General features: G+C 62.6%; 25 protein-coding genes and 1 pseudogene. 7 read left to right on the top strand and 19 right to left on the bottom strand.

The features are described 5' to 3' along the window. Positions 1 to 5: 5 nt before the first annotated feature. Both CQ002_RS26660 and CQ002_RS26655 read right to left on the bottom strand, forming a co-directional pair. Entirely contained in the window at positions 6 to 584 is a 579-nt protein-coding gene (locus CQ002_RS26660; RefSeq protein ID WP_177431182.1) for a TetR/AcrR family transcriptional regulator, read from the bottom strand. Positions 585 to 648: 64 nt separating this feature from the next. Further along, complete coding sequence (locus CQ002_RS26655; RefSeq protein ID WP_105162439.1) at positions 649 to 1491, bottom strand: alpha/beta fold hydrolase; 843 nt, start codon at positions 1489 to 1491, stop codon at positions 649 to 651. A 415-nt stretch (positions 1492 to 1906) separates the two neighbouring features. On the opposite strand from CQ002_RS26655, the gene CQ002_RS26650 reads away from it, so the two are divergent. Continuing rightward, positions 1907 to 2494 carry a LysE family translocator gene (locus tag CQ002_RS26650; RefSeq protein ID WP_105162438.1) on the top strand — a complete coding sequence of 196 codons (588 nt, stop codon included), beginning with the start codon at positions 1907 to 1909 and terminating at the stop codon, positions 2492 to 2494. On the opposite strand, the gene CQ002_RS26645 is transcribed toward CQ002_RS26650, so the two are convergent. The 4 genes from CQ002_RS26645 to CQ002_RS26630 form a co-directional block, all read right to left on the bottom strand. Then, on the bottom strand, positions 2436 to 3329 hold the full coding sequence (locus CQ002_RS26645; protein WP_105162437.1) for an AraC family transcriptional regulator: 894 nt from the start codon (positions 3327 to 3329) through the stop codon (positions 2436 to 2438). The genes CQ002_RS26650 and CQ002_RS26645 overlap by 59 nt on opposite strands. A 63-nt stretch (positions 3330 to 3392) precedes the next feature. Next, positions 3393 to 5855, bottom strand: a complete 2463-nt coding sequence (locus CQ002_RS26640; RefSeq protein WP_105162436.1) for a TonB-dependent siderophore receptor — start codon at positions 5853 to 5855, stop codon at positions 3393 to 3395. Between the two features lie 97 nt (positions 5856 to 5952). Further along, positions 5953 to 6903 (bottom strand): FecR domain-containing protein, encoded by a 951-nt coding sequence (locus CQ002_RS26635; RefSeq protein WP_034106380.1) that lies wholly within the window; start codon positions 6901 to 6903, stop codon positions 5953 to 5955. Then, positions 6900 to 7412: a sigma-70 family RNA polymerase sigma factor gene (locus CQ002_RS26630; protein WP_069077540.1), complete on the bottom strand. Its 513-nt coding sequence runs from the start codon at positions 7410 to 7412 to the stop codon at positions 6900 to 6902. The genes CQ002_RS26635 and CQ002_RS26630 overlap by 4 nt, the downstream gene beginning before the upstream one ends. Positions 7413 to 7570: 158 nt before the next feature. Between CQ002_RS26630 and CQ002_RS26625 the strand changes: the two are divergent. Beyond that, positions 7571 to 7831: pseudogene (locus CQ002_RS26625) on the top strand (GNAT family N-acetyltransferase); the annotation flags it as partial. On the opposite strand, the gene CQ002_RS26620 reads toward CQ002_RS26625, so the two are convergent. The 3 genes from CQ002_RS26620 to CQ002_RS26610 all read right to left on the bottom strand — a co-directional run bounded on the left by CQ002_RS26620 (position 7818) and on the right by CQ002_RS26610 (position 10347). Continuing rightward, positions 7818 to 8243, bottom strand: coding sequence for a GNAT family N-acetyltransferase (locus tag CQ002_RS26620; protein ID WP_034106378.1), 426 nt, complete (start codon positions 8241 to 8243; stop codon positions 7818 to 7820). The pseudogene CQ002_RS26625 and the gene CQ002_RS26620 overlap by 14 nt on opposite strands. Before the next feature lie 2 nt (positions 8244 to 8245). Beyond that, the gene (locus tag CQ002_RS26615; protein WP_034106376.1) at positions 8246 to 8737 is read right to left on the bottom strand and encodes a GNAT family N-acetyltransferase; all 492 of its coding nucleotides are present in this window, start codon (positions 8735 to 8737) and stop codon (positions 8246 to 8248) included. 194 nt (positions 8738 to 8931) lie between these two features. Further along, complete coding sequence (locus CQ002_RS26610) at positions 8932 to 10347, bottom strand: cytosine permease (protein WP_034106374.1); 1416 nt, start codon at positions 10345 to 10347, stop codon at positions 8932 to 8934. A 218-nt stretch (positions 10348 to 10565) separates the two neighbouring features. Between CQ002_RS26610 and CQ002_RS26605 the strand changes: the two genes are divergently transcribed. Further along, positions 10566 to 11477: a LysR substrate-binding domain-containing protein gene (locus tag CQ002_RS26605; protein ID WP_025857480.1), complete on the top strand. Its 912-nt coding sequence runs from the start codon at positions 10566 to 10568 to the stop codon at positions 11475 to 11477. Between the two features lies 1 nt (position 11478). On the opposite strand, the gene CQ002_RS26600 is transcribed toward CQ002_RS26605, so the two are convergent. Genes CQ002_RS26600 through CQ002_RS26590 form a run of 3 tightly spaced genes read right to left on the bottom strand, consistent with a single transcriptional unit; the run spans position 11479 to position 14736 of the window. Then, entirely contained in the window at positions 11479 to 12405 is a 927-nt protein-coding gene (locus CQ002_RS26600; protein ID WP_105162435.1) for a PfkB family carbohydrate kinase, read from the bottom strand. Further along, complete coding sequence (locus CQ002_RS26595; protein WP_105162434.1) at positions 12395 to 13381, bottom strand: dihydrodipicolinate synthase family protein; 987 nt, start codon at positions 13379 to 13381, stop codon at positions 12395 to 12397. Before CQ002_RS26595 ends, CQ002_RS26600 begins: the two co-directional genes overlap by 11 nt. 23 nt (positions 13382 to 13404) lie before the next feature. After that, positions 13405 to 14736, bottom strand: a complete 1332-nt coding sequence (locus CQ002_RS26590) for an MFS transporter (protein ID WP_105162433.1) — start codon at positions 14734 to 14736, stop codon at positions 13405 to 13407. Between the two features lie 291 nt (positions 14737 to 15027). On the opposite strand from CQ002_RS26590, the gene CQ002_RS26585 reads away from it, so the two are divergent. Next, the gene (locus CQ002_RS26585) at positions 15028 to 16113 is read left to right on the top strand and encodes a LacI family DNA-binding transcriptional regulator (protein ID WP_105162432.1); all 1086 of its coding nucleotides are present in this window, start codon (positions 15028 to 15030) and stop codon (positions 16111 to 16113) included. Between the two features lie 13 nt (positions 16114 to 16126). On the opposite strand, the gene argE is transcribed toward CQ002_RS26585, so the two are convergent. From argE to CQ002_RS26565, 4 genes are read right to left on the bottom strand one after another with little or no spacing between them, the layout of a single operon-like run. Next, the gene (gene argE / locus CQ002_RS26580; protein WP_034106365.1) at positions 16127 to 17272 is read right to left on the bottom strand and encodes an acetylornithine deacetylase; all 1146 of its coding nucleotides are present in this window, start codon (positions 17270 to 17272) and stop codon (positions 16127 to 16129) included. Then, entirely contained in the window at positions 17269 to 17946 is a 678-nt protein-coding gene (locus CQ002_RS26575; protein WP_098466722.1) for a DUF1028 domain-containing protein, read from the bottom strand. Before CQ002_RS26575 ends, argE begins: the two co-directional genes overlap by 4 nt. Positions 17947 to 17956: 10 nt before the next feature. Further along, positions 17957 to 18367 carry a RidA family protein gene (locus tag CQ002_RS26570; RefSeq protein WP_034106361.1) on the bottom strand — a complete coding sequence of 137 codons (411 nt, stop codon included), beginning with the start codon at positions 18365 to 18367 and terminating at the stop codon, positions 17957 to 17959. Between the two features lie 25 nt (positions 18368 to 18392). Beyond that, a complete protein-coding gene (locus tag CQ002_RS26565; protein WP_371919475.1) occupies positions 18393 to 19724 on the bottom strand; it encodes a flavin-containing monooxygenase in 1332 nt (443 codons plus the stop codon). 139 nt (positions 19725 to 19863) lie between these two features. On the opposite strand from CQ002_RS26565, the gene CQ002_RS26560 reads away from it, so the two are divergent. Then, positions 19864 to 20298: a GNAT family N-acetyltransferase gene (locus CQ002_RS26560; protein WP_034106357.1), complete on the top strand. Its 435-nt coding sequence runs from the start codon at positions 19864 to 19866 to the stop codon at positions 20296 to 20298. Here CQ002_RS26560 and CQ002_RS26555 read toward each other — a convergent pair. Then, positions 20295 to 20897 carry a response regulator transcription factor gene (locus CQ002_RS26555; protein WP_034106355.1) on the bottom strand — a complete coding sequence of 201 codons (603 nt, stop codon included), beginning with the start codon at positions 20895 to 20897 and terminating at the stop codon, positions 20295 to 20297. The genes CQ002_RS26560 and CQ002_RS26555 overlap by 4 nt on opposite strands. A gap of 114 nt (positions 20898 to 21011) precedes the next feature. Here CQ002_RS26555 and CQ002_RS26550 point away from each other — a divergent pair, with 114 nt between their 5' ends. Continuing rightward, a complete protein-coding gene (locus CQ002_RS26550; protein ID WP_105162431.1) occupies positions 21012 to 22625 on the top strand; it encodes a hybrid sensor histidine kinase/response regulator in 1614 nt (537 codons plus the stop codon). Here the strand turns inward: CQ002_RS26550 and CQ002_RS26545 are convergent. After that, complete coding sequence (locus CQ002_RS26545; protein ID WP_034106350.1) at positions 22615 to 22950, bottom strand: hypothetical protein; 336 nt, start codon at positions 22948 to 22950, stop codon at positions 22615 to 22617. The two genes, CQ002_RS26550 and CQ002_RS26545, sit on opposite strands and share 11 nt — an antisense overlap. A gap of 175 nt (positions 22951 to 23125) precedes the next feature. On the opposite strand from CQ002_RS26545, the gene CQ002_RS26540 reads away from it, so the two are divergent. Continuing rightward, entirely contained in the window at positions 23126 to 23596 is a 471-nt protein-coding gene (locus tag CQ002_RS26540) for a GNAT family N-acetyltransferase (protein ID WP_105162430.1), read from the top strand. A gap of 222 nt (positions 23597 to 23818) precedes the next feature. Here the strand turns inward: CQ002_RS26540 and CQ002_RS26535 are convergent, their stop codons facing one another. Then, entirely contained in the window at positions 23819 to 24307 is a 489-nt protein-coding gene (locus tag CQ002_RS26535; RefSeq protein ID WP_105162429.1) for an HIT family protein, read from the bottom strand. Positions 24308 to 24408: the final 101 nt, after the last annotated feature.

Here is a 24408-nt window from a genome sequence, read left to right as displayed (position 1 = left end):
GCGCTTCAGCCGTCCACCAACTGCTGGAACAGCGGCGTCAGCAGGTCGATCAGCACCTGTGGATCGGCCTTGGCCAGCGCCGACAACTCCAGCATCTGGCGCATGACCTGGAAACCCGACACCAGGGCTATCACCAATGCGGCGCGCTCTTCGTGGTGGGCGCCCTTGAGTGCAGCGGCCATGGTTGCCTGATGACCTTTTTCCACTTGCTCGCGACCGATGATGGCTGCGCGTTTGCTGGTCGCCGAATGCAACATGATCAGGAAACCTTCCAATGGCTTGTTGCCGGCTTCGGTGATGCTGACCAGTGCGGTGGCGATGGTACGGCCGAGGTTTTGCGCGCTGAGGTTATCTGGCGTCAGGATGATCGGGCTGGCCATGGTGTCGGCGATCACTTCGGCAAACAGCGCTTCCTTGGATCCGAAGTAGCGGTTGACCAGCATCGCGGTCACCCCCGCGCCAGCGGCGATCTCGATCACCCCCGCGCCGTCATAGCCCGATTGGGCAAACGCCTTGCGCGCGGACAACAGGATGGCTTCGCGGGTGACGGCGGCATCGCGCCGTCGTGGAATCGGGTTGGGCATTGGCGTCCTGATAGGGCTGGTATCTGTGGGCGCGCAGGTGATGCGCGCCGACAGGGTACAGGGTCTATTTGCTGTCGAGGAAGCCCAGCACTGCGGCATTGAACAACGCCGGGTCCTGCAGGAACGCAAAGTGGCTGGTGTTTGGCAGAATCAACAGGCCGGCCTCGGGAATGGTCGCGGCCATGTATTCGGTGTGCTCACGCTTGATGGCTTCGTCATGGTCGCCGTCGGCAATCAGGATCGGGGTCTTGATGCTCTGCAGTTGCGCGTCGGTCCAGTTCGGCTGGCTGGCCCACATATGGCTGATTTGCTCCACGAACGCGTCGTACTCTTTAGGCGTCGGCGACAGCTTGGCGTACTCCTTGCCAGCGCGTTCGATAAAGGCGGCTAAGGTCGGGTTCTTTTCCACGGCGTCTTTTACACCCGAGGTCTGGGTGTTGGCGGCGAAGGCGAATACTTTGCCGATACGATCCGGGTGACGCAGCGCCAGGTCGATACCGATGATAGCGCCGTCGCTCCAGCCGACGATGTCGGCGCGGGGAATGTTCAGGCTGTCGAGCACGGCCACCACGTCGTCGGCCATCAGGTCATAACCGTAGGGTTTGTCATCCCGCGAACTGCGCCCGTGGCCACGGCTGTCGATACTGATCACCGTGTGCTTGGCCGCCAGCGCCTTGACCTGGTTGCCCCAGTAATCGGAGTTGGACAAGCCGCCATGCAGCAGCACCACTGGTGAGCCATGGCCGGTGCGGGTGTAGTAGACCTTGATGCCGTTGACGGCGGCGTAGCCGGTCTTTGCGCCCGCGACGGGGGCCGGCGTCGGCGGCAGGATTTCCCAGCGTTCAGCTGCTTGGACGGCGGAAAAAGACAGCATCAGGCAGGCAGCTGCCAACAGGCGACGTGACATAGCGGTTCCTTGTTTGCGATGAGTAGGGGCTGAACTCTAGCATCGGCTCCAGCACGGGAAATACGCATTTTTGCCTATCAACACTGGCTGGTTGAAAGAAAAAAATACAGTTATATCAATGGAATAAAAGCGTCTAAACGGCTTTTTGGGTAACCAGGCCATTGGCACAATCGATCAGCGTCTCGCTGGCTGGCAATCGCGGCATCCCAACCCTCATCGTAACCCGAACCGTTTTCCCCAAGGACCTTTTCTCCAGCGCTTGTGAATGAGGTGGCGTCGACGTGAGGGATGAAAATGGGATCAGCCTACCGTCGGATACACAATCGTTCGGGCAGGGTCATTTTGTTCAATACCCAGGTCGACATGCCCTTTACCGTGGCCTTACCGTCAAGGGTTCGAATAAAAGGGAACTGCAATGAGCTTGATCATTTCCATGGCTGCCTTCGCCCTGGCCACCTCCATCACGCCGGGGCCGGTCAATGTGGTTGCGCTGAGTTCGGGGGCGCGCTTCGGCTTTGTCGCCAGCCAAAAACACGTATTCGGCGCTGCGGTAGGCTTCACGTTGCTGTTGGTGTTGATTGGCCTGGGGTTGCACGAAGTGGTGGTGCGCTGGCCGATCTTGACCCAGTTGATCCAGTGGGGTGGGGTGGCCTTCTTGCTTTACATGGCCTGGAAACTGGCAGCGGATGACGGCCGGTTGGACGCCGAGGGCTGCGCCACGGCGCCGTCGATGTTGTATGGCGCGATCATGCAATGGCTCAACCCCAAAGCCTGGCTGGCGTGTGTGGCCGGCATGGGCTTGTTTGTGGCGGATGGCGATGCCGCACAAGTCTGGCTGTTTGCGGCGCTTTATCTGGTGATCTGCTACCTGTCGGTGGCGTGCTGGGCCTACGCCGGCACCTTCCTGCGTCGCTACCTCGGCAACCCTCAGGGCGTTCGCGTGTTCAACCGCTCAATGGCCGCGTTGCTGGTGGCCAGTGTGGGTTATTTATTGATGGCTTGAGCTGCTCGCGGTATTGCCCCGGTGTGGCGGCGAAATGCTGTTTGAACGTGCGCTGGAAATGCGCCTGGTCGGCAAAGCCCGCGGCCAGCGCAACATCGGCGATCAACTCACCCTGGCGCAATTGCGCGCGGGCAAACTGGATACGCTGGTTGACCAGGAACGCATGGGGCGTCAGCCCGTAATACTGCTTGAACGCACGGATCAGGTAAGACGGCGACAACTCGGCTGCCACGCAGATATCTTCCAGTTTCAGCGCGTCGGTGCAGTGTTCGCGGATGTAGTCCGCGGCCCGCACCAGCTTGTGGTTGACCTCGCGTACCGGCGTGTCGGAGGGGTTGAGGCGCTGTTGCACCTCAGTGAAGTAGCTCACCAGCGCACTCTGCTTTTGCAAGTGTTCGGCCTGTTCATCCACCAGTATCCGATACAGCTCCAGCAAGCCCTCGTAGAGCACGGCGTCCCGGGTGTAGGGCGTGTTGAATGGCCGGTAACCCATGTCCGTGCTGAAACCCAGTTGGTGCTGCAAGTCCGTCAGCCAGGGCGTGTCGACGTACACCATCTGATAGGACCACGGCTCATTGGCGATGGGATTGCAGGCGTGTACGTCGCCGGGGTTCATCAACACCACCGTGCCGGCGCTGATCTCAAAGGTGTCGGCGCCGTAGTGGTAATAGCTGCGTCCCGTGGTGACCACGCCGATGGAAAAATGCTCGTGCGCATGACGGCTATAGGTCACCTTGCGGCCATCGGCGATGGTGCGTGCTTCGATGAAAGGCAGGCGCTCGTCGCGCCAGAAGCGCGGCAAGCGCGAGAGGTGAGCAAGGCTGTTCGGCGGCATGGCGGCGGGTCCCTCCCTTGAGCGAGTGAAGGGATCATTGCACAGACCGTCACTGCCGTCAGCTCAGAAGTCCCATTTGGTCGCCAGTTGCAGGCTGCGGGGTTCACCGTAGAAACCGGTGCCAAAGTTGCCCAGGCCGGTGTAATACTTTTTATCGAACAGGTTCTTCACGTTCAGCGTGGTACTCAGGTGCTCGTTGAAGCGGTAGCGCGCCATCAGGTCCACCAGGTAGTAACTGTCTTGGGTGATGCGTGCGTACTGGCCGAAATTGACCGTGTCGCCCGGGTTGGGCTGGAACACGTTGCCGAAGAACTCGCTCTGCCAGTTCACGCCGCCGCCCACGGTGACATTCTCCAGTGCGCCGGGCAGGCGATAGGTGCTGAACAGGCGCACCACCTGTTGTGGCGTAGTGGTTTGCAGCACCGAGCTGTACACGTAGCCATTATTGGCATCGCGGGTGTGCTGGTAGGTGTAGCCCGCGGAGATGTTCCAACCGTCCAGCACCTCACCCGACAGTTCTGCCTCGAACCCTTTGGTGGTCGCACCGGCAATCGGGCGATACACCGAGTCGGTCTCGAAACCCGAGACGTACTCGGCGACATTGTCCTGCTCGATGCGGAACGCCGCGAAGCTGGTGTTCAGGCGGCCGTCGTAGAACGCGGCCTTGATCCCGGCCTCGTAGGTGTCGCCTTCGATGGGGTCAAGCAGCTTGCGGTCGGCATCCTTGCTGGTTTGCGGGCGGTAGATCTGGGTGTAGCTGGTGTACACCGACCAGGTGTCGTCGAGGTCATAGACGATCCCGGCATACGGCGTGACGACGCCGCCCTGGTGGTAGCGGGTGCGGTTGTCGGGCTTGGCTGGGTCGTAGAAATCGGTGGTGTCGGCGCCGCTGAAATTACTCACGCGGGTGCCAAGGATCACCGACAGGTCATCGGTAGGTTTCAGGCGCGTGGCCAGGTAGGCGCCCGTCTGGCGCTGCACGATATCGTTCTGGCCACTGCGCGGGATGTCCGGTTTGGCGTATTCGCCGTGCCAGTCGAAGATGCTGCCGCCCACGGGCGGGTAGACCGAGCCGTACACCGGCACATCCTGTTTCGAGCGGGTGGCCATGAAGCCCATGATCAATTCGTTCTCACGGCCGAACAGGCCGAACGGCCCACTGAGGTTGACGTCCAGGGTGTTCTGCACCTGATCGCCCTTGTACTTGCCCATGAACATGTACATGTTCTGGCCACTGACCGGGTCCGGGTTGCCGCCACTGGCAGAGGCGAGCAGGGTGTCGTGCTGGCTGCGCTTACGGTCGAGGCTGACCTTGAGCGACCAGTCATTGGCCAGCGTCTGCTGCACCGAGGCGAAGATTGTCTGGTTGTTGAAGTCGCGACGGCTCCAGTCGGCGGCCGGGTTGAACGAGCGCGGGAAGTTCGTGCGCGAGCCATCGCTGAAGTACATCGGGAAACCGGTCCAGCTGGCGCCCCGGGAGCGGGTGTCCTGCTGGTCGATGCCGAAGGTCAGCAGGGTATCGGGTGTGAGGTCGGCTTCAAGGATGCCGTAGGCAATGTCCTTGGTGTTCTGGTAGTGGTCCAGGTACGACTGGCGGTCCTGGTACACGCCGACAAAACGTCCGCGCACATTGCCGGACTCGGTCAGCGGGCCGGAGATATCACCTTCGGTGCGGTAGTTGTCCCAGGAACCGAAGGTCTGGGTCACCGAGGCTTTGAATGCCGCCGTGGGCTTTTTGCGGATCAGGTTGACGGTCGCCGAAGGGTCGCCGGAGCCGCTCATCAGGCCGGCCGATCCCTTGATGATTTCCAGGTGGTCATACACGGCCATGTCGGTGCTGGTGGTGCCGTAGTCATACACACCGTCGTAGGTGGAATTGACGCCGTCGTACTGGAAGTTGGTGATCGGCAGGCCACGGCTGGAGAACTCCCAGCGCTCGCTGTCGTAGTTCTGCACGCTCACGCCGGGGGCGCGGCGCAGGGTGTCGGCGATGTTGTTGGTGCCCTGGTCGTCCATCTGCTGGCGGGTGATCACCGTCACCGACTGCGGGGTTTCACGCATCGACAGCGGCAGGCCGGTGGCCGAGGCCATGGAGCCGGTGGTGTAGGCGTGGGTGTCTTCGGTGATGGCGCCCAGGTCCTGGCCGGAAATCGTGGTGGCGCCCAGCTCCAGCGCACCGGTGTTGGCCGGGATCAGCTCCAGCACGTAGCCATTGTTGCCTTGGGGCAGGGCTTGCAGGCCGCTGCCCTGCAACAGGCGCTGCAAGCCGGCCGCTGGGGTGTAGCTGCCGTTCAGGCCGGCGCTGGTCTTGCCCGCGGCGAGGCTGTTGTGGCCGGCGACGAAAATGCCCGACTGTTCGGCGAAGCTGTTCAACACACTGACCAGCGAGCCGGCGGCGATGCGATAAGCGCGTGCGGCTTCCTGGGTCGAAGGCGAGTCGGCGGCCTGCACCATCGGCGCGCCGAGGCAGAATAGCGAAGTGGCCAGCGCCAATGGGCGCAGCGCGAAGCAAGCAGGGTGCGACATGGAGGGTTCCCTTTGGATCAAATCGATCGGCGAATTGAAAACGTCTGCTGGGTTAACCGAACGAGGGTTGAAAAAGGGAACTGGCGGTTGAAGGTTTTTATTGCGGCCCGACTGATACCCACCACGGCAACGGCCGGTCGACCCGAATCGGCAGTGCCGCCTGCAACAGGTGCAGGGCATGATCGCTGTCTTTGAGCGGGAACGAACCCATCACCGGCAACTGCGCCACGGCCGGGTCACACCCCAGGTGGCCCAGGCGATAACGGTTGAGTTCGGCGATCAACTGACCGAGTGGCAAGTTGTCCGCCAGCAGCACGTCTCGGCTCCAGGCCTCGCGCGCCGGGGAGGCGGGCATAGTGGGCTTGAAGCCGTCGCGGGTGAAGGAGACTTGCTGGCCGGCTTCGATGATGCGCACCTGCCGGTCTTGGGGGGTGACTTGCACCCGGCCTTCGAAGACATTGAGCTGGGTCTGATCGTCGTCTTGCAGCACGCTGAAACGGGTGCCCAGCGCTTGCATGCGTCCGTGTTCGGTGTCGACCAGGAACGGCCGGCTGGCGTCCTTGGCCGTGTCGATCAACACCTCGCCAAAGCGCAGCAGCAGCAACCGTTGCGTCGCATCAAAACGGACATCCAGCGCGCTCAACGTGTTCAGCCATACATGGCTGCCATCGGCCAGCAACGCATCGCGGGTCTCGCCGCGGGTGGTTGCATAGTCTGCGCTCCAGCCGCCCACCAGCCGGGGCAGGGCGGTATTGCGCCAGCTGCCCCAGGCCAGCGCCGAGCCGCCGCACAGCACCAGCAGGGTCTTGAGCGTCTGGCGCCGCGAACTGCGCAAGGCGCGGCTGGCACACTGGGCCTGTTCCTGCAGCGGTGCAAAACGCTGGCTCACGCGCTGCACATACTGCCAGGCCGCCAGGTGTTCGGGGTTTTGCGCGACCCAGGCTTGCCAGCGCAGTTGCTCCACTGCGCTGGCCTGGTCCTGCAGGCGTACATACCATTGCGCGGCCTGCTCCAGGCTGGCGTGACTGAGCTTGCCGGGGGTGTTCATTGCACCAGCAGCCCGTCGAGTTCGGCTTCCAGGATCGCGCAATGCAACAGGGCCTGGGCCATGTACTTCTTGACCATGCGCTCGCCCACGCCAAGCTGCTCGGCGATCTGCTTGTAGGGCAGGCCATGCAACTGGGCGAGCAGGAACGCTTCGCTGACTTTTTTCGGCAGGCGCGCGAGCATGGTATCCACTTCCACCAGCGTCTCGACGATGATCGCCCGTTGCTCCGGCGACGGTTGCAGCGCTTGCGGCCGCTCGGCCAGGGTTTGCAGCCAGGCGCGTTCGAGCTGGCGCCGGCGCCAATGGTCAATGCACAGCCCGCGAGCGATGGTGGCCAGGTAGGAGCGCTGGCGGACTGGGTCAGTCTCGGCCAGCGGGCGGCTGAGAATGCGGATAAACGTGTCGTGGGCCAGGTCGGCGGCATCCCAACGATCGCTCAAGCGCCGGCGTAGCAGGCCGAGCAGCCAACTGTGGTGAGTGCCGTAGAGGTGAGTAAAAGAGGTCGACACACTGCCCGCCCAGCCAAAAAAAGCGTGTAAATAAGAATTGGTCGCGATTAAAGCAAAGCGTCGGGCTGCGCGCAAATGATATTGGTTTGCTATCGGGGCTGTGGTGGTCGTAGAGATCATCTCGGCTGATAGCTGAGCAGGGCACCGTGTGGAGGGGCGCCGAGTTGCAGCGCCTGTCTATCCAGGAGCGCTTCACCGGCCAGGGTATCGGCTATCAACTGCTACAAATGGCGGAACAACCTGCGGTACTCGGTGGCGCTTGGTTGCTGTGGGCGACGGGATGGGTGGGCAATGAGCGAGCGCTGGGGTGTTACCCCAGGCGTGGGTGCGCGTTGCTCGGTTCGCCGAGGTACAGCTTCCAGGGCGACACCCATGAGAACCGCTTGTTCGGCACAGCGCTGGCGTTCACAGCGGTTTAGACAGAAACACCCGGCTGCTGCCTTCTGGCTCACAGGGCAATTCCCCGAATTTTATCCAGCCGTGCTTCTCATAGAATCCTGGCGCCTGGAAGCTGAGGGTATACAGCACCGCGTTGCGGCACCCTCGGCGGCGAGCCTCGTCTTCGAACGCTTGCAACAGGCGACTGCCCAAGCCAGAACCACGCAGGTGTTCGGGCAGGTGGAAGAGGTCGAGGAAAGCCATGCCCAGCGTGGTTTTACCGGTGATGCCGCCGACAATCTGATGCGTTTCGGGGTCTTTGATCAGTACTGTCAGCGGCTGGCGATCGTTGTAGCCGGTGATGCTTTCGTTGAACGCGGCCAACCCGCTGCCAAGAATACGCTCGGCCTCGGCGTTGGGCTGGTCGCTGATTTCAATGGGTGGCGTGTTCATCTTCAGAGTGCCATCACCATCTCATGCCACGCCATGCCACCGTGGTCCGATGGCGAAGGTCGCACATAGTCATAGCCCATGCGTTCGTACAATGGCACGTGCCGTTGTTTGCACATCAAGTGAATCGTGTGCTTGCCCATCGCGCGCATGCGCTGCACAAATTCGTTCATCAGCAACGTGGAGTAGCCCTTGCCCTGATGCAGCGGGTCGACCACCACCGACATGATCACCACATTCGGCGCCTCGGCCGAGTGACCCACCAACTCCTTGAACGCCTCGTCCGACATCACCACCTCATGGGCGCAACCGCAGTTGATAAAACCCACCACTTCGCCTTCGGCTTCCAGGATCAAGAAGCCCTGGGGGTACTGCGCAATGCGCGTGGCAATCTTCTCCAGCGTTGCGGCTTCGTCGCCTTCGTAGGCAGTGATCTCGATGTCAAAGCAACGCGCGGCGTCGGTGGGGATGGCGTTGCGCAAGGTGAGGGCGGGCATGGGCGTTTCCTGGGGCGTTTAGCGAAAGGCAACATCATAGACAAACCTCTACGACGAGCACCACTAATCCCCGCTCGCCACAACAACCCATCCTCCCACAACCAGGGGGCGTGTGGCTGATCACTCAAAAACCAGAAAACCCGCCTAGGCGGGTTTTCTTGCCACTCAAGGCAGCTCAGACCTTGGCAGGCGGATCACACGCCAGCCACCCACTTCCCACCCTCCATCCGGCGCTTATACGCGCTGTCCCGACTCGCCAGCCAGAAGTACAACGGCGACGTCACCACCAACCCCACCACCCAGGACAAATCCGCCCCGTTGATGTGCTCCGAGATCGGGCCCACATACAGCGGTGTATTCATGAACGGAATCTGCACCACGATGCCCACCGCATACGCCAGCAGCGCCTGCGGGTTATACCGCCCGTAAATCCCGCCATCCACGCGGAAGATTGACGCAATGTCGTACTTGCCCTTATGGATTGCATAGAAGTCGATCAGGTTGATCGCTGTCCACGGCACCAGGACCACCAGCAGCACCAGCACCATGTCGACGAAGTGGCCGATGAAGTCTTTCGAGGCGAACACGGCTGCAATCGCACAGGCCGCCAATACCAGGATCGAAATCACTGCACGGCTTTTGGCCGTTGGAATCCAGCGGTACGCGAAGGTCTGTATCAGGGTGATGATCGACAGCACTGCGCCGTACAGGTTGAGGGCGTTGTGGCTGATCACGCTGAGCAGGAACAGCACCAGCATCAACGGGCCGATGGCGCCGGTGGCGAGTTTGACCGCGTCCATGGTGTCCATGCCGATCGGCGTGGCGAGGACGGCGACGGCGCCGAAGATGAACGACAGGCTCGAGCCCAGGGCCGAGCCGAGGTAGGTGGTCCAGAAGGTGGACGCTACCGGCACGTCGGCCGGCAGGTAGCGCGAGTAGTCGGAGACGTAGGGCGCGAATGCGATTTGCCACAGCGCCGCCAGGGACACCGTCGCCAGCCAACCGGAGATGTTGAATTCACCGCGAGTCAGGAAGTCCGTGGTCTGCACGTGGGTAAAGATATAGCCAAACCCCAGCACGATCCCGGCGCCCAGCACCCAGGTGCCGATGCGGTTGAGCACGTGGATGAAGCGGTAGCCGATGATGCCGATGATTCCGGAGCCGATGGCACCGATCACAATGCCCACCGGTACGGGCACGGCGTCGACCACACCGTGCAAGGATTTACCCGCCAGCACGATGTTGGACGCAAAGAAACCCACGTACATGACACCCGCAATCACCACCACCAGCAGGGCGCCGAGGGAGCCGAACTGGGCGCGGCTCTGGATCATTTGCGGGATGCCCATTTGCGGACCCTGGGCCGAGTGCAGCGCCATCAACACACCGCCGACCAAATGGCCAACGAGGATGGCGACAATGCCCCACACCAGGTTGAGGTGAAACAGTTGCACACCCAGTGCACCGGTGACGATCGGCAACGGCGCGATATTGCCGCCGAACCACAGGGTGAACAGGTCCCTTACCTTTCCATGGCGATCTTCCGGGGGCACGTATCCAATCGTGTGTTTTTCGATAAGCGGGGCGGAGGATGTTGCAGTGGTAACCATGACGAGCTCCAAGGCAAGGTGAGTACGTTGACGTACTTCGCTGCGCGCCACCTGCGCGGCGCTTTGTTGTTGGAGTGATCATCTGCAATGGGCGCGGGGAGGTAAATTAGTAAGTTTGTTGCTATAGACCTTAAAAAATATAGCTCGCGCTCCGGCGCGCTCCGGTATGTTGCCTACACCTGTCTTGCGGGCGAAGTCCCACGTTTCTGGAGGCCCCGATGGCTGCCTATAATCTGCGCCAACTCAGATATTTCGTTACCACGGCCGAATGCGGCAGCGTCGCCGAGGCCTCGCGCAAGCTGTATATCGCACAGCCGTCGGTGTCCACGGCAATCAAGCAACTGGAAGACAGCTTTGGTGTGCAGCTGTTTATTCGTCATCACGCCCAGGGGGTGTCGCTCACTCCCAGCGGCGCGCGTTTCTATCGCAAGGCGTTGGAGCTGTTGCGGGTGGCCCATGAGTTCGAGCAAAACGCTCTGGCGGACAATGACGTGGTGGCGGGGCAGATCGATATCGGCTGCTTTGAAACGGTGGCGCCGCTGTACCTGCCGCGCTTGATCGCCGGCTTCAAGGCACGCTGGCCGGGGGTGGAGATCCGGATTCGCGATGGCGAGCAGCAGGAGCTGGTGCAAGCACTGACGGCGGGCAGTATCGACGTAGCGATGCTCTTTGAGCACGACTTGGGCGGCACCATCGAAACCACGCCGCTGATGCCGCCGCAGCAGCCTTATGCGCTGTTGCCGGCGGATCACCGCTTCGCGCAGCAGGCCAAGGTGTCGTTGGCGGATCTGGTGCTGGAGCCGATGATTTTGCTCGACGTGCTGCCCAGCCGCACCTACTTCGTGAGCATCTTCGAAGAGCGCGGGCTGACGCCGAATATTGTGTTCAGCTCGCCATCGATCGAGATGGTGCGTGGCATGGTGGGCCGGGGCTTCGGGTTTTCGATCCTGGTGACCAAGCCGTTTACCGAGTACACCTATGACGGCCAGAAAGTGGTGTGCGTGCCGCTGGCAGAAACGGTCACGGGTTCAGGCTTGTCGGCGGTCTGGTTGCGGCGCGCGCCGTTGACCAAGCCGGTGCAGCTGTTCGTCGACTACTGCCGCGAAGAACTCGCCCGCTTGCTCGGCTGACTCAAGGCCGATAGGTGCTGGCCATGCGCCTGACCAGCTCTGCCATGCGCGGTGCGCCCAGGTACCCGCCAAATACCTCGCATTTCATGGCGGCGGCAACACTCGCTGCGCGCACGCTGTCGGCGAGGGCCCAGCCGTGGGCCAGGCCATAGGCGTAGGTGCCGTGCCAGACATCGCCGGCGTTGAGGGTGTCGACGGCGCGAATGCGCGGTGTCGGAAAGTGCTGCACCTCGGTGCTCGAAACATCCCGCTGCCAGATCAATGAGCCGCGCTCGCCCAGGGTGACGCCGATCACCTTCGCGTCCGTGTGGGGCGTCAGGGCCAGCAGCGCGTCTTCGGGCTTGGCGTTGTCGGCCAGCAAACGCAGCGCCGGTTCTGAAAACAGCAGGTGGTCGGCCAAGGGCATCAGGGCCTTGAGGTCTTCCACGGCGGCGACATCCGCATCCAGGACAGTCGGTACCCCCACCCGTCGGGCTTCGGTCAGCGCCGCGCGAGCGCCTTCTACCCAGCGCATGTCGGCCAGTACCGCAGCGGCCCCGGCGATGTCGTTGAGCGGCAGCCAGGTGGGGTCGGTGTCCAGTGAGGGATCGATGTAGGGCACCACGAGGCGCTCGCCGTCGCGGTCCACCAGGATGGTCGAAAACGGGGTGCGGCCCTCGGGAACCTGCCGAATACACGCGGTGGAAACGCCGGACCCGCTCAGGCTGTCGATGAACATCCTGCCGGTGGTGTCGTCACCGATGCGTGCCCAGAGGGTCACCGGGCCGCCCAGGCGCGCGATGCTGACCGCAGCGGCCGTCGCCATCCCGGAGGCAGCTTGGATCGCCTGGCGCGGCAGGATCTTGCCGCCACGCAGCGGGATGTGATCGATGCTGAAAATGGTGTCCCACACCGCGCAGCCCACACAAATCACGCGCTTATCCGACATGCAGCCGCTCTCCCGCAAGGGGGCCCTGCGCCGTATCGAGCGCACGGATCCTGGCGCGGAAGTGTTCCGTGCCCGCGACGAGTTTATCGAGCACGGCATCCAGCGCCCAATAGCGCTCCCTGACGTCGTAGTCGATCACCCGGCAGTGGATGGAAGCAAAGGTGCCGATACGCTGGTGATAGATTTTGGCCAGGGCAGGGTAGCCCAGGCTTTCCGTGGTGGCGGCCAGCACCAGGAAGGTCGCGAGCTCCTCGGCGAGTTGCGGGTCACGCGCGCTTTCCAGGCGTAGCCAGCGGTAGAGGTCCGGGTGAATGTTGGTAAACACACCATTGAAGCCGGCGGCCCCGGCTTTCATCGCATCCCAGGCGATCGCCGCATTGGCGTTGAGTATGCGCAGGGATGAACCGCGGGCCATGGCAACGCGGCGGGTGACCACGTGCAGGTCGCAGCTCACGTCCTTGAGCATGATGAAGCGCTCGCTGATGATGCAGGCTTGCAGTTCTTCATCGCTGAGCAGGCGTCGATAAGGCGCCGGGCATTCATAGAGGCCCAGTGGCAAGTCTTCCGGCAGCCGGGCCAGCAGGTAGTGCAGGTTATCCAGGAACACAGGGGTGCCCTGGCCTTGTGGGTCGAGGTGGTTGGTGACCAGCACCACCGCGTCAGCGCCGCTGGCAGCCATTGCATTGAGTTCGTGGACCTGGGTGTCGAGGTTGTCGCTGATGTGGCCGGAGACGACCACGGGAACCCGCCCCGCGACCTTTTGTACGACGTGCCGGGCAAGCTGGGTGCGCTCCTCAAGGCTGAGCCACTGCATCTCGCTGGACTGGGCCACCGCGAACAAAGCGTCGCAGCCATGGCCCAGGTACCATTCGATCAGGCGGTCGACGCCGGGGAAGTCGATTTTGCCGGCGTCGTCGAAAGGCGTGAGCATCACCGGGACGATGCCTTCGATGACAGGTTGGGCGTCGTGTGGCATGGAGGAGTCCTCTGGGTAAATGTTCATGGATGAGCCGCCACGGTGGCATCGGCCAACGGCGTTGATGGGGTGTCGGGGATGGGGTTGCGGACCAGGAACAGGTAAGACATGGCGCCCACCAATGCGATGGCGGCTCCGGTGAGCAGTGCAGGTACAAATGACCAGGTCTGGGCAATGAACCCAGTCAGGATGGGCGCCAGCGCGCCACCCAGGAAGCCGCCGAAGTTCTGGATCGAACCCAGCGATGCCACGCGATTGCCCGGCGCCACTGCCGTGGCCAGCGACCAGGCACAGGCCGAGGAGGCATTGGCCAGGAAGATCACCACGCAAATGCAGGCCACGGCGATCACGTTGCTGTCTACCAGCGCCGCCGGGACAGTGAAGACGACCATGCCCAGCATCGCCACGACCATGGCATTACGACGCCCCAGTACGGCGGTTTCGCTGCGCCGGGTGATGCGGTCGGACACCCAGCCGGCGACCAGTGCGCCGATAAAACCACAAAGAAAGGGAATGGCAGCGGCCACGCCCGTCATCTCCAGGCTCATGTGCCGGGCCGTGCGCAGGTAGCCAGGCAACCAGGTGAGGTAGACCCAGTTCAAGTACACCGACCCCATGAAGCCGATCATCATGCCCCACGTCGTCGCATGGCCGAACAGCGAGCGCCAGTCGGCAAACGTGACCTTGGGGGCGACGATGTGCGGCGTGGGCTCATCACTGTACAAATAACGACGCTCTTCCTCGGTCAGGGCCTCCTTGACCGGGTCGCGGTACACCGCCAGCCAGACCACCGCCACTACCAGGCCCGCGGCGCCAGTGAGATAGAACGCCCAGCGCCAGTCGAGTGCCGCGATCAACGCCGAAAGGCACAACGGCGCCAGGGCAATGCCCAGCGGCGACGCTGAGTTGAAGATCCCGGTCGGTGTGCCGCGAGCACGCAGAGGAAACCAATTGCTGACTACCCGCGCGGCAGAAGGAAATTGCGGCGACTCGCCAATACCCAGCAGCACGCGGGCCAGGACGAACCAGCCAAAGCTCGACATGAGGCCGCCAGCCGCCTGGGCCAGGGACCACAGCACAAGGCCGCCGCCCAGCAGCCAACGCGGCCCGACCCGGTCTACCAGGGCACCGACCGGTAGCTGGCACAGTGCATAGCTCCAAGAGAACGCCGAGAGCAGGATGCCCATTTCGCCAAGCGACAGGCCCAGGTCGGCGCGCACGAATTCATTGGCGACAGCCAGGGTGCCACGGTCGAGGTAATTGATGATGCCGCTGAGCACCAGGAGGCTGAGGGCGAGGGTTTGTTGGCGCCGAATGCGCGGTGGCGCAACCGGGTGTGCAGAAGTCTGGCTCATGATCATGTCTCTTTTTATTGTTTTGAGCGCTTGTGCATGCCTGCGCGATGGCCTGCCTACAGGTTGGCGCAGAGCGTTATGTAATCGTTTGTCATATCCGTTGTTAGGTTAGCCAGACGCTTTAGCTGTAACAGTTAATGACCAGTTTAGGCAGGGTCTAAGGGTCTTTTTTGTTTTTGTCTAGCGCTTACATCCTAGGTTTCAGGCTCGCTGGCTGTCAACGATTCGTTGACGGCAAAAGCTGCCCGGCTTAGGTTGTGCGCAACGCTTACTTTTGACCTGAAGCCGCTCATGCCTGCCCCAGACGCCCCGACCCTCGATACCCCTCATCACCTTGCGACCCAGGAACCGGTATTGGCCGACGTTGCCCGCGTCGCCAAGGTGTCCACCGCGACGGTCTCGCGCTATTTGAACGAGCCCCAGCGTGTCAGCGAGAAAACCCGCGCCAAGGTCCGAGCGGCCATCGACCAACTGGACTGGGTGCCCAACGCGGCGGCGCGGTCCCTGGTGTCAAGGCGCTCGTACACCATTGGCGCGATTGTGCCGACACTGGAGCATGAAAAATTCCACCAGCAGTTGCAGGCGTTCCAGAATCGCTTGGGGGCGCAAGGGTTGGCAGTGTTTGTCGCATGCTCATCCTACGATCCGGCCGAGGGGTATCGGCAGGCCAGGGGGATGTTGGCGCGCGGCGTCGATGCGCTGGCGTTGCTGGGCGACGATTATCCCGATGCGCTCTTTGAGCAGTTGGAGGCCAAAGGCACGCCTTACGTGGTCACCTTTGGCAAGCGCGCCGGGTCGCGACACCCTTGTGCCGGGTTTGACCATGGGCAAGCCTACGCAATGATTACCCGGCGCCTGCTGGCGTTGGGGCACCAACGGTTTGGCATCATTTTCCAGTCGGTGGCCGACAACGGCCGGATTCACGCCCGCCTGCAAGCGGTGCACGCCACGCTCGCCGAGCAAGGGCTTGCCCTGCGGCCCCAGCACCAGGCAATCCGCACCGAGAGCCTCAACGAGGGCCGCGTGGCCTTCGCCCGAGCCAGCCTCAAACACATCATGAGCCAGCAACCGCCGCCCACCGCGATCATTTGCGGCAATGACATGCTTGCCTTCGGCGCGCTGCTGGAAGCCCAGGCACTGGGCATCGCCGTGCCCGGCCAACTGTCCATCTGTGGGTTCGACGACATCGAGATCGCTGCCCATAGCCATCCTGCCTTGACGACAGTCCGGGTGCCGGATCGGCAGATAGGCGAAATGGCGGCGCAGTACTTGATCGAACGCCTGGCGGGGCGCGCCTGTGACGGCCCCCCGATGCTGGAAGTGCAGTTGATCGAGCGCGGGTCGACGGGCATCGCGCCAACGCCGACCTTGTCATGAACGCCTGGATGCGTTAGCCAGCAACCGCCACGAGTAGCCGTTGCAACATGGCATCGCAGCCTTGCAGCTGTGCCACGCTGACGAACTCATCCGGCTTATGCCCCTGGTCCATGCTGCCCGGCCCGCACACCACCGTGGGAATGCCCACCGCATCGAACAGGCCGCCTTCGGTCCCAAACGCCACTGTGCCGAATTCTCGCGAGCCACAGAACGCTGCAATCAACTGCGCGGCCTGGCTGCGCTCATCCGTGACCAGCCCGGGGTACGCCGACAACTCGGTAAAGCGGATCGCACTCTGCGCACTCACGGCTTGCATGCGCGGTAACACCTGCTGCGCGGCGTAAGCCTTGAGCGCCTCAGCCACCTCGGCCGGATCCTGTGACGGCAGCGCACGCACTTCGAAATCAAACTGGCAGTCTGCCGGCACGATATTCAGCGCCTTGCCCCCGCTGATCACACCGGTCTGGACCGTGCTGAAGGGCGGATCAAAGCGGGGGTCCTGGATGGCTCGCAACCGCTGCCCGATGTGTCCCAGTTCATTGATCAGGTCTGCCGCATGCTCGATGGCATTCACTCCATACGGCGCATAGGCCGAATGACAGGCCTCGCCGTGCACATCACAGCGCATCGCCAGCTTGCCCTTGTGGCCAAGCACCGGCTTGAGTTCGGTCGGTTCGCCGATGATGCACAGCATGGGTTTGACCGGGCGTTGCTCCAGGACCGCGAGCAGCGAGCGCACGCCCAGGCAACCGACTTCTTCGTCATACGACAGGGCGATGTGCACCGGCATCCGCAGCGGTGCCTCGACCAATGCCGGCACCAGCGCCAAGACGCAGGCGATATAGCCTTTCATGTCGGCGGTGCCCCGGCCAAACAGCTTGCCGTCGCGTTCGGTCAACGCGAACGGCGGCACTGTCCAGGGTTGGCCGTCTACCGGCACCACATCGGTATGGCCCGACAGCACAATGCCCGGTGTGTCTACGGGGCCAATGCTGGCGAACAGGTTGGCCTTGCTGCGCTCTGGGTTATAGACCCGCTCGCAGGCCACGCCAAACCCTGCCAGGTAATCATGCACGAACTCGATCAGTTGCAGGTTGGACTCACGGCTGGTGGTATCGAACCCCACCAGTGTCTGCAGCAGGTCGCGGCTGGCACTCATCGGTCGTCTCCGGCCACGCCGTAGCCGGGCGAGCGATCCGGGGCGAGGGCGCGATCGATGTAGTCCTGCACTTGTGGGCGATAGGCGTCCCAAAGCTTTTGCAGCGCGAGTATCGGCTGTTCATCGGCCCAATCCACCCGCAGGTTGATAATCGGCCAGGTCAGTTCGCCCACCACCACGAGCGCGGCGGAATGCACCGGGCCGGCTTCGCCCCCGGCGGCAATGGCGGCATGCATCGCTGCCAGCAGCCGGTCCGCCAATTGGCCTTCACCGTGCTCGAAGGCGCCGACCATTGCCTCGATCACGGCGCGATCGGCAAGCATGTTGCCTGCCGCCACGCACTGCTCGCCCGACACCGCGTTGTGGGTGCCGAGGGTTTCGCTGCCGCTGAAATGCACACTGCGACCCAGGTGATCAATCGCCGTCAACTGCCGGTACTGGCTATAGCCGTTGCGAGTCAGGGCCGTGTCGATGGCCTCGGCGGGTGCCAGGCCTTGTTCCAGCAGGTCAAGCACGTCCGGGCCCAGGGCCGGCAAGGTGATGTTCTGGGTCGACACCGCCCCCACACCCGGCCGCAGCCACGGGCAGCGCGCGCCCACGGCAATGCTCGATGAGCTGATGGCAATGCCCAACTGGCCGGTATCGGCGCAGCGGCCGACGATTGAAAAAGTCATGTGCGGCTCCTTACTCGGGAATAACGGCGATCACATCGATTTCCATCAACCATTGCGGCTGGCCGAGGGCCGACACCACCAGGCCTGTGGAGATCGGGAACACGCCCTTGAGCCACTTGCCGACTTCCTGGTACACCGGCTCGCGGTAGCGCGGGTCGATCAGGTAGGTGGTGGTCTTGACGATGTGGCTGAGGTCGCTGCCGGCTTCTTCCAGCAGTTGCTTGACGTTTTTCATCGCTTGCTCGGCCTGGGCGCGCGGGTCACCCAGGCCAACCAGGTTTCCCTCGAAATCGGTGCCCACCTGGCCGCGTACGTACACGGTATTGCCGGCGCGCACAGCCTGGCACAGGTCGTTGTCCAGGCTCTGGTTGGGGTAGGTTTCCTTGGTGTTGAACATGCGGATGCGAGTGTGAGTAGGCATCAGAAAAACTCCGGTAATAAGGTGATCAGGCGCTGACAGTGGAGGGGCGAGCCACCGGGGCGGCGTTGCGGTATTCAAGGTATTGACGCTGGATGGCGATGTGGTCGGCGACGTATTTGGCGTCGTGCCAGACACCCCAGATAAACGACGAGCCACGGCGCGATTGCCACGGCAGGCCGAGGAAGTAGATCCCGGCTTCGCTGGACACGCCACGCTGGTGCTGGGGCTTGCCGGCCGCGTCAAACGCAGCGACTTTCAACCAGCTGTAGTCCACTGCGAAACCCGTGGCCCAGATGATCGAGGTGACACCGGCCTTGGCCAGGTCCAATTCCAGGATCGGGTTTTTGATGCAGTCTGCGTCGGGAAACACCCGGCGGGCTTCGGGTTCCAGCGGCAGGTCCAGGCCGTTGCGCTCGATATAGGCATCGGCGGCGTCCAACAGGGCCAGGTAGTTCTCATCGCCGCGTGCGAGGTTTTCCACCAGGTTCGGCTGGAACGAGGCGACGTTGCCATTGAATGCCTGGGTCAGGCCAACCAGGGTCATGCCTTGCTGGGCCAGTTCACGGAAGTCGATGGTCTTGCCGCCGTGTGCGCCGCTGACCGCAATGGTCACGTGCTCGCGGCCGGGCTTCATTGCCGCCTGGTCCCATTCGCCCAGCACGCCCAGCCACCAGCAGAAGTCGCGGTTGCGGTAGGCGCGCGGCGGACGATCGTGCGCCCCGACCGAGAGGTATACCTGGCGCCCGGATCGTTGCAATTCATCGGCGATCTGCACGCCGGACGAACCCGCGCCCACCACCAGCACGGCGCCGGCCGGCAGTTGCGCAGGGTTGCGATAATCGGCGGAGTGGATCTGGTGCAGCACCGTGTCCTTCGGCGCGATGGCCGGAATGACCGGCTTCTGGAACGGCCCGGTTGCGGCAACCACTCGGTTGGCTTCGATCACGCCTTCGCTGGTGTGCACGGTGAAGCCGGGACGACCGACATTGCGGACCACCGACAGCACGTCGACGCCGGTACGGATCGGTGCGTTGAACTTGCGGGCATAGGCTTCAAAGTAATCGGCCACGCGTTCTTTTGGCGCAAAGCCGTCCGGCGCGACCGTATCGAATTCCAGGCCGGGAAACCGGTCATGCCAGGCCGGACCGTTGGCCACCAGCGAATCCCAGCGCCCTGTGCGCCAACGCTCGGCGATGCGGCTGCGCTCCAGCACCAGGTGCGGCACGCCTTGCTTGCTCAGGTGTTCGCTCATGGCCACGCCAGCCTGACCGGCGCCCACCACCAGGGTGTCTGTTTTTGTTAGTGCTTCAGTCATGTCTCTGTCCTTGCGTAATGCAGTTGGATTCAGCGTTGGCATGACTTCAAGGCTAGGGGGAGGGCGGTTATTAATAAAATATTATTAAGCTGTGAAGTGAGCATAAATATCGGATGCAGAGCGCTGTGGCGCGTCACAAAAATGTGCCAATCTGCCTGGCCATTCCAGCCAGGCCCAGCCCATGTTCCACATCCGCGTGATGACCTCGACCGACTACGACGCCGTCCTCACCCTTATGCAAGGCACCCCCGGCATCTCCCTGCGCGACGCCGACTCCCGCGACGCCACCGAGCGCTACCTGGCACGCAACCCCGGCATGAGTTTTGTCGCCGAAGCCGAAGGCCAGTTGATTGCCTGCGTGATGTGCGGCCATGACGGGCGTCGTGGGTACCTGCAGCATTTGCTGGTGCTGCCGGAGTATCGCCGCCAGGGTATTGCGCAGGCGTTGACGCAACGCTGCCTTGATGCGCTGGCGCAACTGGGCATCCACAAATGCCACCTCGACGTGTTCAAGACCAACACCCGCGCCGCCCGCTATTGGCAAGGCCAGGGCTGGCATCTGCGCACCGATATCGACCGCTATTCCTTCACCCGCCCCGGCGATGAAAACGCCTAGAACTCCCCGGAATACTTCACCGCGGCCGCGGCCCGCGACGGCACATCCAGGGTGCGCAACAGCGACGACACATGGATACGCACGGTAAACGGCGAAATATCCAGGGCCTTGGCGATTTCCTTGTTGGTCTTGCCCTGGGCGATCAGGCGCAGCACGTCCTGCTGGCGGGCGGTGAGGGTGTGGGTGTCCAGCGGCAGCAGGCCTGATGGCGCGAACTTGACCAGCACTTCACCGTCGCGGATGGCGAGCAACGCCTGGCCGATCTCGTCGGGAGCAATGTTCTTGCCGATGAAGCCGTCCGCGCCCAGGGCCATCACCTGATCGATCAGCGCCGGGTCATCCACCATCGACACCACGATCAGCGTGGTGCGCCGTAACTGCTGGCGCAGTTCGGCCAGTTGGCTCATGCAGGTCAGGCCGGGGAAGCGCAGGTCGAGAATCAGCGTGTCGATCTCACTGCCCTCGTGGATCAGCGCGCGCACGCCATCGAGGTCGCCGGCTTCCTGCACCAGGGCATCCGGCAGCAGGCGCTGCACCGTGCGCAGCATGCCCTCGCGAAACATCGGGTGATCATCGGCGATGATGATGCGGCCGGTCATGGGGGGCTCCTCCCTGGGGCAGCGGTGTGTCGTGGCATGCTACCTTACCACCGCGCACGAGGCCTGCCTGTGGCGCATGATGGATTTGTTGATTGCCGCACAAGGACGTAAACCATGAGTGTTGAGACCAACTCCGAACTCGACCAGGCCAACCTGCGCATCGTGGTGGCCACCATCGCTATCGTGTACATCGGCACGCTGTGCTTCCTGCCCGGACAGTCGGTGGACACCTATCTGCCGGTGATCCTCTATATCGTGCTGTTCCTGTTGGCTTCCATCGCGCTGCGCCAGGTGATCGCGCGGTGGCCCGGGCATTACCCGGCGCGGCGGATCCTCGGCATGCTCCACGACTACACCGGCACCTCGTTCGGCATGGTGATCGGTGGCGAAGCCGCACTGCCGCTGTATGCGGTGATGGTGTGGGTCAACCTGGGCAACGGCATGCGCTATGGCTCGCGCTACCTGGCGATCGCCACTGCATTGGCGTTGCTGGCGTTGTTGGTGGTGTATCGGCTCACGCCGGTCTGGCAGGCGCAACCCTTCATGGTGCTGATGCTGATGATCACCAGCACGGTGATCCCGGTGTACGCGCATATCCTGCTGGAGCGCACGCGCAAGGCGTCCGAGCAAGCCATTGCGGCCAACCTGGAAAAATCCCGCTTTCTCGCCCAGGCCAGCCATGACCTGCGCCAGCCCATCCACTCCATCGGCCTGTTCACTGCGTGCCTGCGCGAAGCCCGGTTGGGCGATGAAGAACGGCGCCTGGTGGACAACATCGACCGATCGTTGCTTAACGTGTCGCAATTGTTCCGCTCGATTCTTGACCTCTACACCCTCGACAACGGTCGCCTGCTGCCCAAATACCAGGCCGTGCACCTGGGCGAATTCCTTGCCGACCTGGTGCGCCAGAACGCCGAGGCCGCGCGCTGGGCCGGTGTGGAACTGCGCCTGCGGCCGTGTGCACATTGGGTGCTGGTCGACCCGGCGCTGTTGGCGACCATGGTGCAGAACGTACTGTCCAATTGCTTTAAATATGGCGCGCACCGCCCGGTACTGATCGGCGTGCGCATTCGCGACAGCGGCTTGGCGGTGGAGATTCATGACCGGGGCCGGGGGATTGCCGAGGAGCATCTGTCCAAGGTCTTCGAGGAGTTTTATCGGGTACGCCACCTGCGAGACAAAGACGTCGAAGGCGTGGGCCTGGGGCTGTCTATCGTCAAGCGCCTGGGGCAGTTGATGGGCGTGCAAGTGAGCCTGCGTTCTCGGGTTGGCCACGGCACCTCCGTGAGCCTGCATGGCCTGACCCTGGCCACCGCGCCGCGCGCAATGGCACCGCGCGACGATACGCGCCAGGCCGGGCTGCTCACCGGTTTGAAGGTGTGCCTGGTGGAGGATGACCACAACGTACTGCTCGCCACCCAGGCGCTGCTGGAGCGCTGGGGCTGCGAGGTGCAGGCTGAGTCGTCGGGGCGTGATCTGGTCAGCGACTGCGACATCATCGTCGCCGACTATGACTTGGGTAACCACGCCACCGGTATCGAATGCATCGATGCCCTGCGGGAACAGCGCGGTTGGGCGGTTCCGGCACTGATCCTCACCGGGCATGATGTGGAGAAAATCCAGGCCGCCTTGCACGACCGTCAGATCGCCATTCTCTCCAAGCCGGTGCGTCCCGCCGAACTGCGCGGGACCTTGCGGGACCTGAGCCAAGAGACGGTTACTGGGTGAAACCCTGCAGTGCGTTGCCCCGTGCGCCTTTGGGCTGGCAGTACGCGGCAGGCTTCATCAGGCCAAAACTGGCCACCGTGAACAGGCCACCGCTGGCGCCACTGGGCACGGAGCAGTTGTACTCACCGGACGCGGCGCTGGCGATGTAGTAGGTGGTCATCGAGTCGCTGCGCACATTGGAGATACGCTTGACCGGCTCGCCCAGGTTGGTTTCCGACAGGGTCTTGAGGTGGTCTTCGCTGGGTTTGACATTGCTGCAGCCGGCGACGCCGATGATCAGGGTGGCCAGCAGTGCGAGGCGGGTAACGGAGGGTTGCAGTTTCATGGTGATTCTTCCTTGGGGTTGTTAGGGTTTTTCCAGCGCGCAACGACCCCTCGCGCAATGAATGCGCGGTGTGTTGGGAACGTTGGAAGTGCCGTGGAATATAGCGCCGCAGGGACGAGGGGTCGATTAGCACAAGTGTGCTAGTGGCAGGATGATTTCATGTAGGGAGATTCAAATGCTGGAGATAAGACGCGCCACCCCCGCGGATGCCCAAGTGGCATTCGACATCCGCTTGCAGGCCATCCGCGGCCAATGCATCGGCGCCTACACATCCGAGCAAATGATGCTGTGGACGCGGGGTAAAGCCGAAGACGGTTATGGCGCCCTGATGGATCAACCGTTTTACCTGGGGTGGGTGAACGGCGAGGCGGTAGCTACCGGAATGCTCGACTTGGCCAATAACGAAGTGGGCGCGCTGTTTGTGTTGCCGGATCACACCGGGTGCGGTTATGCCAAGGCGATGCTGGCGTTTCTGGAGGACCTGGCGCGTGAGCTGGACATGTCAACGTTGGTGCTGGACTCGACGTTGAATGCGGCCAGTTTCTATCGGGCGTGCGGTTATGTGGGCGACGAGCAGGCGATGTATCACTCGCCATCGGGCTTGCAGTTGGCCTGTGTCCCGATGAAAAAACACCTGGATGCCTGATTGAGCAATGCTTGGCAGGTGGGAGCTGCTTTATCGGCAGAATTTGAGCCGAAACAAAGATCAACTGTGGGAGCTGGCTTGCCTGCGATAGCGGAGTGCCGACCGGCATTGCTGTAGCTTGACCCACCGCTATCGCAGCCTCGCTAAAGCTCGACAGCTCCCACAGAAGATCTGCTTTGTAGACGCAAATTTGAGCCACGACGAAGCTCAACTGTGGAAGTCTCACTGCGAGCGAAAAGCCGCCCGCAATTGCGCGATCACCTGATGGACTGGTTTTCCCTCAACCTGCGGCGGTGTAGCGCTTTCCCCAAACTCCCGCCACACAAACAGGGTCAACTCGGCCCCATCGGTCAATGCCTGCGCCTGGCCCTGTGCGCCAAAGGCTTGCAGCAACCGATAGCGCTCATCGCGCCAGAACGCTTCCTCCACCCAGTCGTACACGGGGATGAAATGAAAGTGCAGCGGGAATCCCGGCATGTGCCCATACCGGCTGATGTACAGCCACTTCGGTTCCAACTGCGCCTCCATCACCCGCTGAGTCGTCGCCAGCAAACCACCCAGTTCGGCCAGCGCCGCTTCCGACATGTCAGCCAGGGAGTGGATCGGTGCCTTGGCGCCCAGCATCAGGTAACCGGGCAATGCGGAAGTCAAATGGTGGTTGAGCAGCCAGTGTCGGGTTTCGTGAAGCACAAAGGCAGGGCCGATCTGCATTGGTGTATCCCTTAGCGTGGTGGCGGCAGAATACCCGCATAGGGCAGAAGCTGTTTAGTGTGGATTGAGCGATTGCTCGTGGTACATGCCTGCTGGATAGC

The sequence above is a fragment of the Pseudomonas sp. MYb13 genome (assembly GCF_002980075.1).
Taxonomy (GTDB): Bacteria; Pseudomonadota; Gammaproteobacteria; order Pseudomonadales; family Pseudomonadaceae; genus Aquipseudomonas; species Aquipseudomonas lurida.
Note: the sequence above shows the minus strand (reverse complement) of the source record. Positions and strands in the feature narration are given on the sequence as shown.